Source organism: Microbacterium sp. NPDC088619, from assembly GCF_044752825.1.
Lineage (GTDB): Bacteria > Actinomycetota > Actinomycetes > Actinomycetales > Microbacteriaceae > Microbacterium.
In genome coordinates, this window is sequence record NZ_JBIVLZ010000001.1 from 2931783 (window position 1) to 2946577 (window position 14795).

Annotated in this window: 14 protein-coding genes; 10 read left to right on the forward strand and 4 right to left on the reverse strand. The window is 67.8% G+C overall.

Annotated elements, in window-relative coordinates:
* Positions 1 to 22: 22 nt before the first annotated feature.
* Positions 23 to 1069: a LacI family DNA-binding transcriptional regulator gene (locus tag ACIP5T_RS14170; RefSeq protein ID WP_400864388.1), complete on the reverse strand. Its 1047-nt coding sequence runs from the start codon at positions 1067 to 1069 to the stop codon at positions 23 to 25.
* Between the two features lie 79 nt (positions 1070 to 1148).
* Between ACIP5T_RS14170 and ACIP5T_RS14175 the strand changes: the two genes are divergently transcribed.
* From ACIP5T_RS14175 to ACIP5T_RS14210, 8 genes are all read left to right on the forward strand, one after another.
* Positions 1149 to 2408: a D-arabinono-1,4-lactone oxidase gene (locus ACIP5T_RS14175; RefSeq protein ID WP_400864390.1), complete on the forward strand. Its 1260-nt coding sequence runs from the start codon at positions 1149 to 1151 to the stop codon at positions 2406 to 2408.
* Positions 2409 to 2477: 69 nt separating this feature from the next.
* Entirely contained in the window at positions 2478 to 3497 is a 1020-nt protein-coding gene (locus tag ACIP5T_RS14180; RefSeq protein WP_400864392.1) for a LacI family DNA-binding transcriptional regulator, read from the forward strand.
* Positions 3494 to 5041 (forward strand): sugar ABC transporter ATP-binding protein, encoded by a 1548-nt coding sequence (locus ACIP5T_RS14185; protein WP_400864394.1) that lies wholly within the window; start codon positions 3494 to 3496, stop codon positions 5039 to 5041. The genes ACIP5T_RS14180 and ACIP5T_RS14185 overlap by 4 nt, the downstream gene beginning before the upstream one ends.
* 180 nt (positions 5042 to 5221) lie before the next feature.
* Positions 5222 to 6217, forward strand: a complete 996-nt coding sequence (locus ACIP5T_RS14190; protein ID WP_400864398.1) for a substrate-binding domain-containing protein — start codon at positions 5222 to 5224, stop codon at positions 6215 to 6217.
* Between the two features lie 95 nt (positions 6218 to 6312).
* Positions 6313 to 7920 carry a sugar ABC transporter ATP-binding protein gene (locus ACIP5T_RS14195; protein WP_400864401.1) on the forward strand — a complete coding sequence of 536 codons (1608 nt, stop codon included), beginning with the start codon at positions 6313 to 6315 and terminating at the stop codon, positions 7918 to 7920.
* The gene (locus ACIP5T_RS14200; RefSeq protein ID WP_400864403.1) at positions 7917 to 8984 is read left to right on the forward strand and encodes an ABC transporter permease; all 1068 of its coding nucleotides are present in this window, start codon (positions 7917 to 7919) and stop codon (positions 8982 to 8984) included. Before ACIP5T_RS14195 ends, ACIP5T_RS14200 begins: the two co-directional genes overlap by 4 nt.
* Positions 8981 to 10018, forward strand: a complete 1038-nt coding sequence (locus ACIP5T_RS14205; RefSeq protein WP_400864405.1) for an ABC transporter permease — start codon at positions 8981 to 8983, stop codon at positions 10016 to 10018. The genes ACIP5T_RS14200 and ACIP5T_RS14205 overlap by 4 nt, the downstream gene beginning before the upstream one ends.
* A 201-nt stretch (positions 10019 to 10219) precedes the next feature.
* Positions 10220 to 10480, forward strand: coding sequence for a hypothetical protein (locus ACIP5T_RS14210; RefSeq protein WP_400864408.1), 261 nt, complete (start codon positions 10220 to 10222; stop codon positions 10478 to 10480).
* Between the two features lie 47 nt (positions 10481 to 10527).
* Here the strand turns inward: ACIP5T_RS14210 and ACIP5T_RS14215 are convergent, their stop codons facing one another.
* A complete protein-coding gene (locus tag ACIP5T_RS14215) occupies positions 10528 to 10866 on the reverse strand; it encodes a hypothetical protein (protein ID WP_400864410.1) in 339 nt (112 codons plus the stop codon).
* 117 nt (positions 10867 to 10983) lie between these two features.
* Between ACIP5T_RS14215 and ACIP5T_RS14220 the strand changes: the two genes are divergently transcribed.
* Positions 10984 to 11604 carry a hypothetical protein gene (locus ACIP5T_RS14220; RefSeq protein ID WP_400864412.1) on the forward strand — a complete coding sequence of 207 codons (621 nt, stop codon included), beginning with the start codon at positions 10984 to 10986 and terminating at the stop codon, positions 11602 to 11604.
* Positions 11601 to 12014 (forward strand): hypothetical protein, encoded by a 414-nt coding sequence (locus ACIP5T_RS14225; protein ID WP_400864414.1) that lies wholly within the window; start codon positions 11601 to 11603, stop codon positions 12012 to 12014. Before ACIP5T_RS14220 ends, ACIP5T_RS14225 begins: the two co-directional genes overlap by 4 nt.
* Before the next feature lie 23 nt (positions 12015 to 12037).
* On the opposite strand, the gene ACIP5T_RS14230 is transcribed toward ACIP5T_RS14225, so the two are convergent.
* Together ACIP5T_RS14230 and ACIP5T_RS14235 are read right to left on the reverse strand one after the other, a co-directional pair.
* A complete protein-coding gene (locus ACIP5T_RS14230; RefSeq protein ID WP_400864417.1) occupies positions 12038 to 13906 on the reverse strand; it encodes a glycoside hydrolase family 127 protein in 1869 nt (622 codons plus the stop codon).
* The gene (locus ACIP5T_RS14235) at positions 13903 to 14793 is read right to left on the reverse strand and encodes a carbohydrate ABC transporter permease (protein ID WP_082477973.1); all 891 of its coding nucleotides are present in this window, start codon (positions 14791 to 14793) and stop codon (positions 13903 to 13905) included. Before ACIP5T_RS14235 ends, ACIP5T_RS14230 begins: the two co-directional genes overlap by 4 nt.
* Positions 14794 to 14795 lie beyond the last annotated feature (2 nt).

The window sequence follows — 14795 nt, forward strand, 5'->3', positions numbered from 1 at the left end:
CTGCCGTGGGCGAGAGGGAGAGTCAGGGGCGGTGGCCGCGCGGTCGGCCGCGGGTGCTGTCGCGCTCGAGCAGATGATGCGAGAGGGTGAGCGCTCGCGGGGGAGCGGTGCGGTCGTCCATGCGCGACTCGAGCAGCGTGAGGGCCGCGTCGGCGAAAGCGCGACGGTCGAAGGCGATCGTCGTGAGCGACGGAGACGTGTAGCGCGAGAACTCCACGTCGTCGAAGCCCGTCACGATCACGTCGTCCGGCACGCTCACCCCGTGGTCGTGCAGCGCGTGCAGCGCGCCGAGCGCGAGAGAGTCGGTGAAGGCGATGATCGCGTCGAACGCGACGCCCCGCCGGAACAGGATCTGCACGCCATCCGCCCCGCCGGTCATCGACCACGGCATCGGATTGATCTCCCTGGCGGTGTCGCGGGGGATGCCCGCCTCTCGCAGCGCGTCGTGCACGCCCTCGAGGCGCAGGCGGCCCGTCGCCGTCGCGTCCGACGGGTCGTCGTCGGCGCCGATCACGGCGATGCGCGTCGCCCCGCGAGACAGCACGTGCCGGGTCACATCGGCTGCGGCTCGCCGGCTGTCGATGCGCACATGGTCGGCCCTGTTCTGCTCGACCTCGCCGAGCACGACGAGAGGGGGCAGCCGGTCGGCGTACTTCAGCACGCTGTCTTCCAGACGGATCGGGTTCAGGATCAGACCGTCGACCAGGTGCGCCCGAGCGCGGGACACGAGCTCCCTCTCTCGCTCGGGGTCGGTCGCGGTCTCCTCGATCTGCACGGCCAGGCCGCGTTCATGCGCGGCGTCGACGATGCGGTGCATGAGCTCGGCCGAGAACGCGGTGGCGAGATCGGGCAGGGCCACCGCGATGATGTTCGAGCGGCCTTTGCGGAGCCCCCGGGCGTTCAGGTTCGGCACGAAGTCGAGCTGCGTCATCGCCGCCTCGACCCTGAGCCTGGTCTCCTCGCGCACGGCGACGGTGCCGGTGACGACGTTCGAGACGGTCTTGGGCGAGACGCCCGCGAGCGCGGCGACGTCCTTCATCGTCGCGCGCGGCGGCGGCATCGCTGTCATCCGGTCAGCCTATCCATGGCTCCGCTCGGGCGCGTCGCGGCGTCGGCGCATGTCCGCACCCGCTGGCTACTATGGCCCGATGACCATCGAACGCAACTGGGCCGGCAACCTCACCTACCGCGCATCCGCCGTCGAGCACCCCGCCTCGATCGGCGAGCTGCGCGAGCTGCTCGCCCGGGGCGGCGCCGTGCGGATCCTCGGATCGCGGCACTGCTTCAACGACATCGCCGACACCGACGGGGTGCTCATCGCCCTCGACCGGCTGCCCGTCGTCTTCGAGGTCGCCGAGGCGCGCGACGCGGTGCGTGTCTCGGGAGGGCTGCGCTACGGTGACCTCGCTCCGCTGCTCGACGCGGAGGGCCTCGCGCTCGCGAACCTCGCCTCGCTGCCTCACATCTCGATCGCCGGCGCGGTCGCGACGGGCACGCACGGCTCCGGCGACGCCACGGGGTCGCTGGCCTCCGCCGTGCGCGCTCTGACCATCATCACCCCGGCAGGCGAGACACGCACGCTCTCCCGCGGCGACGACGACTTCGACGGCGCGGTCGTCAGCCTCGGCGCTCTGGGAGCGGTGGTCGACGTCACGCTCGACGTCGAGCCCGCCTACGACGTCGCCCAGCACGTGTTCGAGCGCCCCTCGTGGGATGCGATCCTCGCCGACTTCGACGAGGTCACGAGCATCGGCACGAGCGTCAGCATCTTCTCGCGTTGGGAGCACACCGACTTCGCCGACCAGATCTGGGTCAAGCAGCGCCAGCCGGAGGCGCGGGAGAACACTCGCGCCGACCTGTTCGCCCGGCTGGGTGCGGAGCCGGCGACGACGAAGCGGCATCCGATCATCGGCGTCGATCCTGTCGCCTGCACCGAGCAGCTCGGCGTGCCCGGGCCCTGGTTCGAGCGGCTCGCGCACTTCAAGCTCGAGTTCACGCCCTCGGCCGGCGCCGAGATCCAGAGCGAATACCTCGTGCCACGGGCCGATGCGGTCGCCGCGATCCAGGCCGTCCGTACACTCGCGGGCCAGATCGCGCCGCTGCTGCTCGTGAACGAGATCCGCACGGTCGCCCCCGACTACCTCTGGCTCAGCTCATCGCAAGGCACGGATGCCGTCGGCATCCACTTCACCTGGAAGCCCGACGAGGCGGCGGTGCGAGAGTTCCTGCCCACGCTCGAGGCTGCGCTGCCCGAGACAGCCCGCCCGCACTGGGGCAAGGTGTTCACCCTCGACGCCGCCGAGGTGCGTTCGCGCTACTCGCGGTGGGACGACTTCGCCGCGCTCGCCGCCCGGTTCGACCCCGAGCGCCGGCTGGTCAACCCGTACCTCGAGCGCCTCGGGCTCTAGAGAGGATCCATTGCACCACCCCGGTTGTTCTCGGTAACATTCTCCGAGGCTCGGCCGACGGAGGTGTGCATGGCGAACGTCGGCTCAGACAAGCCCAACATCCGTCAGGTCGCGACCATCGCTGGCGTCTCGCACATGACGGTGTCGCGTGTTCTCAACGATCACCCGAACATCAAGCCCGACACGAAGCGCCGCGTCCTCGAGGCGATCGAAGAGCTCGACTACCGCCCGAATCTCGTCGCCAGGGCCCTCGCGACCCAGCGCACCCGGCGCATCGGCGTGATCGTCGAGAGTGCCGTGGCGCACGGTCCGACCAGCATCCTGCGGGCCGTAGAGCTCTCCGCGCGTGCGACCGGGTACTCGGTCACACCGATCGCTCTGCACGAAGGCGACCCGCTGTCTCCGCAGGAGGCGGTCGACCACCTCGTGACGCAGGGGGTCGACGCGCTCTGCGTGATCGCGCCCCGTTCGTCGTCCGTCGCGGCTCTGCGACGCATCGCCATCACGGTTCCCATGCTCGTCGTCAAGGCCGACGCTGATCCGACGTTCCTGACGGTGTCGATCGACCAGCACGCCGGCACGACGTCGGTGGTCGACCACCTCGTCGCTCTCGGGCATCGCGACATCCTGCATCTCTCCGGTCCGCTGGACTGGCTCGACGCGCGAGCCAGGGAGCGCGCCTTCCACACGAGGGCCAAGTCGTGGGGCATCCGTGAGCGGCCCATCGTCGTCGGAGACTGGTCGGCCGACTTCGCCTACGACTTCGCGAAGGGTCTCACGCGGCTGCCGGACTACACGGCGATCTTCGCCGCCAACGACGACATGGCGATGGGGCTGATCCACGGGCTGCACGACAGGGGCTTCGAGGTGCCCAGAGACCTCAGCGTGGTCGGGTTCGACGACATCCCGCTCGCGCGCCACTTCATTCCTCCGCTCACGACGGTCCGTCAGGACTTCGGAGCGCTGGGGGTCGCGGTGGTCGAGATGCTGCGCGCGGCCATCGAGGGTCGCGACATCCCCACGCTCACCCGGATCCCGACCGAGCTCGTCGCCCGCGCATCGTCCGCCGCACCCAGGGAGGTGCGATGACACCCGACCGTGGTCCCGAGCCGGTGGTGCGGCTCGAGGGCATCACGGTCGAGTTCCCCGGTGTGCGCGCGCTCGACGGCGTCGACTTCCGCTTGTTCCCCGGCGAGGTGCACGCCGTGATGGGGGAGAACGCCGCGGGCAAGTCGACACTCGTCGCGGTGATCACCGGCACGCTCTCGCCCGATGTGGGCGTGGTGGTCGTCGACGGCGAGCCGCGGCGCTTCTCCGGAGTGGCCGACAGCAGAGCGGCCGGCATCGCGACGGTGTTCCAGGAGGCGCAGCTGAGTCCCAACCTCAGCGTGGCCGAGAACGTGATGCTCGGGCGAGAGCGTCGCGGCCGGTTCGGCATCGACTGGCGCAGGACCAGAGCGGATGCCGCCGAGGCACTGGCGAGGCTCGGGCTCGACGATCTCGACCCGAAGACCCCGCTGGCGCTGCTGACGCCGGCGCAGAAGCAGCTGGTCGCGCTCGCTCGGGCGGTCGTCGACGACCCGAGGGTGCTGATCCTCGACGAACCCACGTCGAGCCTCGACGTCGCAGAGGTCGCCACCCTGATGCGGGTCATCCGGGGTCTGCGGCAGCGGGGGGTCGCGATCCTGTTCATCTCGCACTTCCTCGAACAGGCGTTCGCGATCAGCGACCGCATGACCGTGCTGCGCAGCGGTCGACGCGTGGGGGAGTACGCGACCCGCGACCTCGATCGTGCAGACCTGATCTCCCAGATGCTCGGCAAGGACATCGACAGCCTGAGAGCACTCGGCTCGGAGCGCAAGGCCCATCACTATGCATACGACGGGGAACCGGCGATGCAGGCGTCCGGCGTCGGTCGACGCGGCGAGCTGGAGCGGATGGACGTCGAGATCCAGAGGGGTGAGATCGTGGGGCTGGCGGGGCTCCGGGGGTCGGGCCGCACCGAGCTCGCCTCGCTGCTCAGCGGTTCGGTCCGCACCGACAGCGGGGAGCTCTGGGTCGACGGCGAACGGGTGCAGCTGCGGAGTCCGTCGGCGGCGCTGCGGCATCGCATCGCGCTGTCGGCCGAGAATCGCGGCACCCAGGGCATCATCGGCGAACTCTCGGCTCGCGAGAACATCATCCTCTCGCTGCAGGCGCTGCGCGGATGGACTCGTCCTCTGTCGCACGCAGAATCGAGAGGGCTCGTGGAGACCTACGTCGAGGCCCTGCATCTCGACCCTGCGGATCTCGACCGTCCGGTCGGCCTCCTGTCGGGGGGAACGCAGCAGAAGGTGCTTCTCGCTCGTGCGCTGGCCGTGCGCCCGCACGTGCTGATCCTCGACGAGCCCACCCGCGGGATCGACATCGCGGCGAAGGTCGACGTGCAGCGCCGCATCAGTCAGCTCGCCGGAGACGGAGTGGCAGTCGTGTTCATCTCGTCGGAGCTCGAAGAGGTCGTGCGGCTGAGCGATCGCATCATCGTGCTGAAGGACCGCGAGAAGATCGGCGAGCTCAGCAACGGTCCGGGCGTGACCGTCGACACGGTGGTCGAGATGATCGCCGCCGAACTGAGTCACAGCGCCGAACTGTGATCGGTAACAACATCGCCCGACTCTGAACTGCGCGATTTGGTAACGAAGTCTTGTGTTCCGCAAATTGTTCCCGGTAACATCACCGCAGGACATGCGAAGCAGCTGTCCTGCAATCACGACAGGACCATGACTGGTCCGCCACTGCCGGAGTGACCACCGGCATCTCAAAGAGGAGAAGAAATGTCCGCGAAGAAGCGCATCCGCGTCGCGTTCGGCCTGGCAGCAGTCGGCGCACTCACCATCGGCCTGGCGGCCTGCTCGTCCGGTGACTCGGGCGAGGGGAGCGGCGGGTCCGATGACGTCACCACCGTCGGCTTCGTGGCCGTCGGCCCTGAAGGCGCCTGGCGCGAGGCGAACGAGCAGAACATCCAGGACACCTTCACGGAGGAAGCCGGATACGAGCTCAAGTACGCCCCCGCCACCAACCTCGACCAGAAGTCGCAGATCGACGCGTTCACGTCGTTCGTCGATGAGGGCGTCGACGTGATCCTGCTGTCGGCGACCGAGGCCTCGGGCTGGGAGGACTCGCTCAAGCGTGCGCAGGAGGCGGAGATCCCCGTGATCCTGCTCGACCGCGGCATCGAGCCCGACGACGACAGCCTGTACGTCACCCGCATCGCGCCCGACAACGTCGAGGTCGCCAAGGAGGTCGGCACGTGGGCTGCGGCCACGTTCCCCGACGGCGGCAACTACGTCGTGCTCGAGGGGCCGGCCGGAGTCGGCGTCGTGAACGAGCGCAACACGGGCTTCGACGAGGGCCTCGGCGACTCGTCGCTCACGAAGCTCGACGCGCAGACCGCGAACTGGTCGGCGGAAGAGGGCAAGAGCGTGTTCGAGACGATGCTGAAGTCCTCGAACAACGACATCCAGCTCGTGTTCGCCCAGAACGACGAGATGGGACTCGGCGCCGCGCAGGCTGCGGAAGAGGCCGGACTCGTCGTCGGTGAAGACGTCAAGATCGCCACGATCGACGGCACGAAGAATGCCATGCAGGCGCTCGCCGACGGTCAGCTCAGCTACGTGCACGAGTACAACCCGCTGTTCGGGGAGACCGCGATGGAGGTCGTCGAGAAGACACTCGCCGGCGAGGACGTCGAGTCGTACATCGTCGTCCCCAGTGAGGCGTTCGACTCGGCAGAGGCGGCCCAGGCCGTGCTCGCCGACCGCAAGTACTGACCGAGCACCGAACCCGACGCCGGAGTGATCCGGCAGCGAGCCCGGGTGGGGCAGGAGCACTGCGCCACCCGGGCTCTGCAGACGGAGAGACAGCGATGAACGAAGCACTGCCCATCGTCGAGATGCGCGGGATCTCAATCGAGTTCCCGGGCGTGAAAGCCCTCGACAAGGTCGATTTCCGACTGTTCCAGGGCGAGGTCCACGCGCTCATGGGTGAGAACGGCGCAGGGAAGTCGACCCTGATCAAAGCCCTGACGGGCGTCTACCGGATCGACTCCGGCTCGATCGTCGTCGCCGGGCAGGAACGCAGCTTCGGCGGCGCCGGCGACGCGCAGGATGCCGGGATCTCGACGGTGTACCAGGAGGTCAACCTCGCCCCCAACCTCTCGATCGGCGAGAACGTGATGCTCGGTCATGAGACGCGAGGTGTGTTCGGCATCAACTGGACGGCCACCCACCGCGCCGCCACCGACGCCCTCTCCCGACTCGGCCTGGGGCACCTCGACACCCGCCGGCCGCTCTCGACCCTCTCGATCGCGCTGCAGCAGCTCGTCGCCATCAGTCGCGCGATGGCGATCAAGGCCAAGGTGCTCATCCTCGACGAGCCGACCTCCAGCCTCGACGCCGCCGAGGTCGAGGGCCTCTTCACCGTGATCCGCGCGCTGCGCGACCAGGGGGTCGCGATCCTCTTCGTCTCGCACTTCCTCGATCAGGTCTACGCGATCAGCGACCGCCTGACGGTGCTGCGCAACGGACTGTACGAGGGTGAGTACCTCACCCGAGACCTCGACCGCCACGCTCTCATCTCGAAGATGATCGGCAAGGACCTCGATGCGCTCACGTCGCTCGGAGGCAACCGCCGCCGCGCGCCGCGCGAGGCCGATGAGAAGCCGCTGCTCGCGGCATCCGGCATCGCACGCCGCGGAGCGGTCGAGTCGACCGACCTCGACATCCGCCCCGGCGAGGTGATCGGCTTCGCCGGGCTGCTCGGCTCCGGGCGCACCGAGCTCGCCCGACTGCTCTATGGTGCCGACCGCACCGACGAAGGCACGATCGAGCTGCACGGACGCCGGGTCGACCTCAGGTCACCCGCCGATGCGCTGCCTCGCCGGATCGCCTTCTCGACCGAGAACCGCCGCGACGAGGGGATCATCGGAGACCTGACCGTGCGCGAGAACATCATCCTCGCCGTGCAGGCGGAGCGCGGATGGGCGCGTCCCATGAGCCGCAAGGAGCAGGATGCGATCGTCGACCGCTACATCGCGCAGTTCAACGTCCGACCGGCCGACCCCGACCGGATGATCAAGAACCTCTCGGGCGGCAACCAGCAGAAGGTGCTGCTCGGGCGCTGGCTCGCCACACAGCCCGAGTTGCTGATCCTCGATGAGCCGACACGCGGCATCGACGTGGGTGCGAAGGCCGAGATCCAGGAGGCGGTGGCCGAGCTCGCCGAAGACGGCGTCGCCGTGGTGTTCATCTCCTCCGAGCTCGAGGAGGTCGTCCGTCTCTCCGAGCGGATCGTCGTGCTCAAGGACCACCGCAAGATCGGCGAGATCCAGAACGGCCCCGATGTCACCGCGCAGGTGATCGTCGATGTGATCGCCGCTCACGGAGTGGAGGCCGCCGCCGAGACGCTCGACGACACCGACGGCGCCGTGCCCGATAGCATCGCCCCCACGACCGACAAGGAGGCAGCGCGATGACCGCGTCAGCCGGCACCACCATCTGGCGGGATCTGATCCACAAGCCGTTCTTCTGGGGAATCGTCGCGATCTTCGCGCTGCTCGCCCTGAACGTGATCAAGGACCCGACCTACCTCGCGCTCTCGATCAACCCCAACAACGGCAACCTCGTCGGCAACCTCATCGACATCCTCCGCCAGGCGGCGCCGATCATGATGATCGCCATCGGGATGTCGCTCGTGATCGCCACCGGTGGCATCGACCTGTCGGTCGGTTCGCTCATGGCGGTCGCCGGGGCCGTCTCGATGGAGTTCCTCAGCGCCGCAGGAGATTCCTTCGGCGCAGCGCTCGCCGCGGTCGGACTCGCGCTGGTCATCACCGGCATCCTCGGGGCGGTCAACGGTCTGCTCGTCGCCTATGTCGGGCTGCAGCCGTTCATCGCCACCCTCGTGCTGATGCTCGCGGGTCGCGGCATCGCCAAGGTGATCACGGGAGGGCAGAACACCACGGCGTCGAACGATGCGTTCCGCTGGATCGCGAACGGCTTCGTGATCGGCATCCCGGTGGTGTTCATTCTCGCCGTGCTCATCGTGATCGCCGTCGGCTGGGTCGTCAGGCGCAGTGCGCTCGGGCTCATGATCGAGGCGATCGGCATCAACCCCCGGGCCAGCCGCATGGCGGGCATCAAGCCGAAGGGTCTGCTGCTCACGGCGTACATCATGAGCGGCATCCTCGCGGGCGTCGCGGGCATCATGTCGGTCGGCAGCGTCATGACCGTCGACATCTCGCGCACCGGGTATCAGCTCGAACTCGACGCGATCCTCGCCGTCGTCATCGGCGGTGCATCGCTCGCCGGCGGCAAGTTCTCGCTCAGCGGCGCGTTCGTCGGAGCGCTGCTCATCGCCACGCTCGACAAGACGGTGCTGTACCTCGGGGTCTCGTCGTCGGCGACCCCGGCGTTCAAGGCCATCGTGATCGTCGTGCTGTGCCTGCTGCAGTCGCAGCGGGTGCGCAGCTGGTTCCGTTCACGTCGCAAGGCTCGACCGGTCGAACAGATCATCGCCAAGGAAGAGGTGTCCGCATGAGCGTCGTGACCGCCACCCCCGCTCCGCAGGCGACCGAGACCGTCGTCGACCGCGTGCGACGCATGATCACGGCGAATCCGTCGGTGCTGCCGACGATCGCCTCGGTCGTCATCTTCGTCGGCATGGTGATCTTCGGCGAGGTGGCCTACGGCCGCATCCTGCAGTTCAACACGCTGTCGAACCTGCTGATCAACAACGCGCACCTCATCGTGCTCGCCGTCGCACTGACCTTCGTGATCCTCACGGGCGGCATCGACCTCTCGGTGGGGTCGATCATCGCCGTCTCCTCGGTCGCCGGCGTGATGCTCTCGAACGAAGGATGGAATGCGTTCGCCGTGATCGTCGCGATGATCGGCATCGGCGTGCTCTTCGGCATCGTCTCGGGCGTGCTGATCAGGTACTTCGACGTGCAGCCGTTCATCGCGACGTTGGCGATGATGTTCCTGGGCCGCGGCCTGGCCTCGCTGCTCAGCACCAAGCCCGAGCGACTCGGCGAGGAATCGCCGATCCGATGGATCGGCACACAGCTGAAGATCATCGACGGACCCAAGGTCAACGACCTCGTGATCACCCCCGCCGTGCTCGTCGCGGTGATCGTCGTGGCTGCCGCGTTCTTCGTGCTGCACCGCACACGTACGGGGCGGACGGTCTATGCGATCGGCGGATCCGAGAGCTCCGCGCTGCTGATGGGGCTTCCCGTGCAGCGCACCAAGGTTCTCGTCTACGTCATCAGCGGTGGCCTGGCCGGTCTCGCCGCCGTGCTGTACACCGCACGACTCGGCACCGCGCAGAACATCACCGGCATCGGATGGGAGCTCGACGCGATCGCCGCGGCGGTGATCGGCGGCACTGTGCTGACCGGTGCGTACGGCTACGTGCTCGGGTCGGTCATCGGCGCGCTGGTGCTCGGTCTCATGAACGTGCTGATCACCCGCGACGGCGGCATCCCTCCCGAGATGACCACGATCATCACCGGCGGCATCCTGCTCGTGTTCGTGCTGCTGCAGCGCGCTGTGACGCGCAAACGGGAGTAGTTCGCATCCAAATCGAGTGGATGGCCGCCTGTCCGATGGGCAGGCGGCCATTCGCGTGCCGGGAAGGGTCTGCAACCTCGTTTTGCTTATCGGAATACAACACGTGGGAAGCGGTATTCGCCTCATATGAGGACACTAGTGTGAGGGCAGGTGATCTTTGGGGGGAACGTGCGCCAACCAATCCATGTGGACTATGAAGGTATGCAGGGCACGGCCAGAACGCTGAAGGGCCTTGCTGTCGGCGGATCGGCGAGTGCCGTGGAACTCTCGCCGATGAGGAGCGATCTCGTGACGTCGGCGGCATCGATGTTCTCGCGCGGCTGGGGCGACGCCGTCACCGCGCTCGAATGGGCCGCGCGTGGTCTCGCCGGCGCCGTCGACGAGACCGCCTCCGACTTCGTCGCTGCCGAGCAGGCTCACATCGATGCGCTCGCCGCCTACGTCGCCGCGCTGGACGACTGATGCCGTCCAACTGGACGTGGTCTGATCCGGGCGCGGGCGATGTCGGATCATGCGGGCTCGCCGCTCGATGGGCCGAACTGCGGGCCTCCGATCTGTCCGACGCGCGCGGTGCAGTGACCACGATCCTGCGCGATCTCGATGCGTCGTGGACAGGCGAGAGTGCCGACGCCTTCCGCGGGCGGGTGGCTGGTCTGCGGCGAGACCTCGAGGATTCCGCTGAGGCGATGGATGCGGCCCGCCGAGCCGTCACCCAATACGGCGACGCTGTCGCCGAGATCGCGGCGCGGGCCGAGCCGCTGAAACAGGACCTCGCGGCGGCGCAGCTGATCCTCGACATGGTGAGTGAAGGCGGGCTGTTCGACAATGATGCCGCGGGTATGGAGCATCGGCTCCAGGCGGAACAGCAGGCGAAGAAGGATGCGAAGATCGCGACGGAAGCACTCACCGGCCTCGCTGAGAATAGAGCGACCGCGGATCAGACCCTCGCGAGTCTGCTGGGCCGCGTGGCATCGGTCGCATGGGGAGGTCTGCGCTGCGTCGCCGAGAGTCCGGAGGGGTCCCGTCGTGACAGGGCCAACAGGCGCGTGATGGAGATGCTCGGTCAATTCTGGAAAGGCGACCTCGGCCGAGGTGCGGCCCTCGGTCCCGACGACCCGTTCGTGTCGACGTTGATGAGGAGCGATCACATCGAAAGCGTGCGGGAGCAGGTGCTGGCTGACCTACGTAGTGGGAAGTTCTCCCTCAACACGGACACGGGTCTGGACTACAACAGAGAGATCAGCAACAATTTTTCAACTCTCATCAACGACGGCGTCAACCTCGCGACGAGTTCGATGTCAGGCCCTGTGGCCGATCTCCATCTGGGGGACCGGAATCTGCCGGAATCCTTCCTCGGGTCATACACACTCAGGGTTTTCGTCGACGAGTCCCTCATCGACGGAAGTGTCGACGTGACCTATGTGATCAACAACGACACGACCATAGACTCTGCGACGCGCATCCCCGGCACAGGAGGAGGGCACCTCCCGATAGTCCACCCCTCGATGCTCGCCGCGGAAGCCGACAGCGGCGAATGGGCGTCGCAGCACCAGACGATCGTGTGGACAGAAACGGTGTATCCATGAGTGCCCTCTTGCGAACGCCGCGGATGATCGCTGTTATTGGGGGAGTCGTCGCTGTGGTTCTTACGCTCACCGGGTGCGCGCCGCAGATATCGTCTCCCGTCGGCACCTGGCGGGCGGTAGGTGAGGACACCGGCACGCTCACTGTCTACGAGAATGGAACCTTCGTCATGCACGGAGCTTCGTTCAATCCGCTGGACTATGTCGATGCCGGTGGCTTCGCTGGCATCGGTACCTGGGACACGTACCCTGATGATCCCGAAGTCGTGCTTCGCTTCTCGCAGGCTGCATACGACGGCTTCCGTGTGGAGCCCGCCTCTCTTTCACGAGCGTTCACGTCAGGAGTGATCCGCTTCACCGATCCGGACGAGACCGTCGGCATCGAGTTCCGTATCGAGGATTCAGCCGAATGACGATGGAACTGTAGTCGGATTGATCACACCGTCGGGATCCAGACCCGCATGGTCGACGGACCGCGTCGAGCCCAGTCGTGATAGGCGATCAAGGGCGCGTCGAGTGTCTCGCCGGTCGAGCGGTGTCGCACCGGCAGCACCACGTGACCCTCGCGCTCGACGGGCTCGCCCGCAACGATCGCGTCACCGACATCGGCTCCGAGATCGATCGACTCGAGCGCCAGCACCTCGGGGCCGCGCTCGATCACGACGCTGCCCCGCACGGCATCCACCATCGGATGCGGTGCCGTGGCCCGCGCGACGATCGGCAGGTGCAGCTCGGCGATGTCGCCTGCGCGGAACGCACGAGTGACCTCGACCGCACCCGCAGGTGCAGGGGACTCCGCGACCTCGCCTCCGCTGTGCACGCGCACCGTCGCTCCTGACGCCCACGACGGCACGCGCAGTGTCAGCGTGAACTCGGCATCCTCGGTGATCGTGACCCGCACATCGCCCTCGGCGGGGTAGTTCGTCGACACGTCGAACGCGACGACCCGCCCGTCGGGCAGCGTCGTCCGCACCGTCGACGGCGCGTACTGATGCAGCTGCACGCCGTCGTCGTCGGCGGTGGCCACATAGGCGGCGAGACTGGCGAAGGTGCGCGCCACGTTCGGCGGGCAGCATGACACCTCGAACCAGGGCGCACGCAGCGATGACGAGGCACGCGGCGACGTGGCATCCGGATCCGCCGGGAGACCGGGTGTGCGCTGATGCAGCGTGTTGGCGTAGAAGAACGAGCGGCCATCCGACCCCGGCGAGGTCGCGACGACGTTGAAGAGCGTCCGCTCGATCAGATCGGCGTACTGCGCCTCACCGGTCGCGAGCAGCAGCCGCCACGAGAACATGATCGACCCGATGCCGGCGCAGGTCTCGGAGTAGGCGCGATCCGGCGGCAGCTCCCAGTCGTCGCCGAACGCCTCGTCCTGGTGATGCGACCCCTGGCCGCCGGTGACATAGGTGCGCCGCTCGACCGTGCGATCCCACTGCGCGCGCAGGGAGTCGAGCAGCGACTCGTCCGACAGCTCGGCGGCCACGTCTGCCGCTGCTGAGGAGAGGTAGTTCGCCCGCACGGAGTGCCCGCGCAGCGCTTCGGCCTCGCGCACCGACACGTCGTCCTGGAAGTAGCTGCGCCCCCATTCGATCTCGCCCAGCGACCCATGCCCGTGCCGTTCGACGAACAACGCTGCCTGATCGATGTAGCGCTGCTCGCTGAGCGCTCGGCCGAGCTCCGCGAGACCGACCTCGACCTCGGCATGCCCGCAGATCGCGTCCCGGCCGTCGCGGCCGAACTCGCGGCAGACGAGGTCTGCGGCGCGGCGGGCGACGTCGATCAGCCCGTCGTCGGCCTCCGGCCTCGTGCGCACCCGGGCGACGGCCGCCTGGAACAGGTGTCCGAGGCAGTAGAGCTCGTGCCCCCACTGCAGCGCCGACCAGCGTTCGTCCTGGCCCTCGCGGCCGAACATCGTGTTGAGGTACCCGTCGGGCTCCTGCGCGGCGGCGACCCGGTCGACGACGCGGCGGAAGCGCTGCTCGAGGTCGCTGTCGCCGGCGGCATCCGTCCGTCCGATCTCCCACGCGAGCGCCTCGAGGTACTTGTAGATCTCTGAATCGGCGAACTCGCGCCCGCGGCGCCCGGCGGGAAGCGTGCCGGCAGCGGCGAGGTCGAAGTTCGGCAGCCACCCCTCCGACTCGAGCCGCGACTCGATGTGCGTGAGCGTGGCAGTGCCGTTGACGGCCTGGCGGTCGCCCCAGAATCCTCCGGTGATGCGCACCTCGTCGAGTCCGAGGGGGCGCAGACGGCCGCGGGTGGGGACCACGGGAGCGGCAGGTGTGGTGGTGTCGAACATGGTCATCCCTTGAAGGCGCCGGACATGAAGCCCCGCACGTAGTGTCGTTGCAGAATCAGGAAGAGCAGGATGCAGGGGAGCGCCAGCACGACGACCCCCGCCTCGGTGGCGCCGTAGTCGACGACGCCCTGCACCTGCCCTCGGAGGTTGGCCACCGCGAGCGGCAGAGTCATGCGATTGGTGTCGTTGATGAGGATCAGCGGAGCCATGAAGTCGTTCCACGCCGTGAGGAACGCGAACAGCCCGACCGTGACGAGTCCCGGCTTGACCGCCGGGAGCAGCACCCGCCACAGGGCGCCCCAGCTGGAGCATCCGTCGACCATCGCGGCCTCGTCCATCTCCTTCGGGATCGACTCGAATGAGATGCGCATCATGAACATCGAGAACGGCAGCTGGAACATGGTGATCACGAGCGCGACGCCGACGAGCGAGTTCTGCAGGCCGACCGCGTTGAGGATCACGTAGAGCGGGATGAGCAGCGTCGCGTACGGCACCATCAGGATCGCGAGGGTCAGCAGGAACAGCGCGTTCTTGCCGGGGAATGAGAAGCGCGCGAACGCGTATCCGCCCAGCAGTGAGATGAACAGCGTCAGAGCCACGGTGAGCACCGAGACGAAGAGCGAGTTGCCGAGGTACACCCAGATTCCGGCCTGGTATTCGCCGAGGGCGGCGTAGTTGCCGAAGCCCCAGCCGTCGGTCTGGCTCGTGCCCGCCATCGGGCTCACGGATGAGACGCCGGTCCAGATGAGCGGGTAGAGGAAGATCACCGCGAGGGCGGTGGTGAACACCCAGTAGGGGATGCCGAAGACGACGCGAGCGGCCTTCGAGCGGTACCGCGGCGCGGTGGGCTGATGGTTCGGCGCGACGATGGTGCGCGTCAGGGTCTGGGACATGG

Bases quoted from the DNA above. Each gene is read 5' to 3' on its own strand.
- ACIP5T_RS14170 (WP_400864388.1), bottom strand. From the start codon at position 1,069: ATGACAGCGATGCCGCCGCCGCGCGCGACGATGAAGGACGTCGCCGCG.
- ACIP5T_RS14175 (WP_400864390.1), top strand. From the start codon at position 1,149: ATGACCATCGAACGCAACTGGGCCGGCAACCTCACCTACCGCGCATCC.
- ACIP5T_RS14180 (WP_400864392.1), top strand. From the start codon at position 2,478: ATGGCGAACGTCGGCTCAGACAAGCCCAACATCCGTCAGGTCGCGACC.
- ACIP5T_RS14185 (WP_400864394.1), top strand. From the start codon at position 3,494: ATGACACCCGACCGTGGTCCCGAGCCGGTGGTGCGGCTCGAGGGCATC.
- ACIP5T_RS14190 (WP_400864398.1), top strand. From the start codon at position 5,222: ATGTCCGCGAAGAAGCGCATCCGCGTCGCGTTCGGCCTGGCAGCAGTC.
- ACIP5T_RS14195 (WP_400864401.1), top strand. From the start codon at position 6,313: ATGAACGAAGCACTGCCCATCGTCGAGATGCGCGGGATCTCAATCGAG.
- ACIP5T_RS14200 (WP_400864403.1), top strand. From the start codon at position 7,917: ATGACCGCGTCAGCCGGCACCACCATCTGGCGGGATCTGATCCACAAG.
- ACIP5T_RS14205 (WP_400864405.1), top strand. From the start codon at position 8,981: ATGAGCGTCGTGACCGCCACCCCCGCTCCGCAGGCGACCGAGACCGTC.
- ACIP5T_RS14210 (WP_400864408.1), top strand. From the start codon at position 10,220: ATGCAGGGCACGGCCAGAACGCTGAAGGGCCTTGCTGTCGGCGGATCG.
- ACIP5T_RS14215 (WP_400864410.1), bottom strand. From the start codon at position 10,866: ATGCTCCATACCCGCGGCATCATTGTCGAACAGCCCGCCTTCACTCAC.
- ACIP5T_RS14225 (WP_400864414.1), top strand. From the start codon at position 11,601: ATGAGTGCCCTCTTGCGAACGCCGCGGATGATCGCTGTTATTGGGGGA.
- ACIP5T_RS14230 (WP_400864417.1), bottom strand. From the start codon at position 13,906: ATGACCATGTTCGACACCACCACACCTGCCGCTCCCGTGGTCCCCACC.
- ACIP5T_RS14235 (WP_082477973.1), bottom strand. From the start codon at position 14,793: ATGTCCCAGACCCTGACGCGCACCATCGTCGCGCCGAACCATCAGCCC.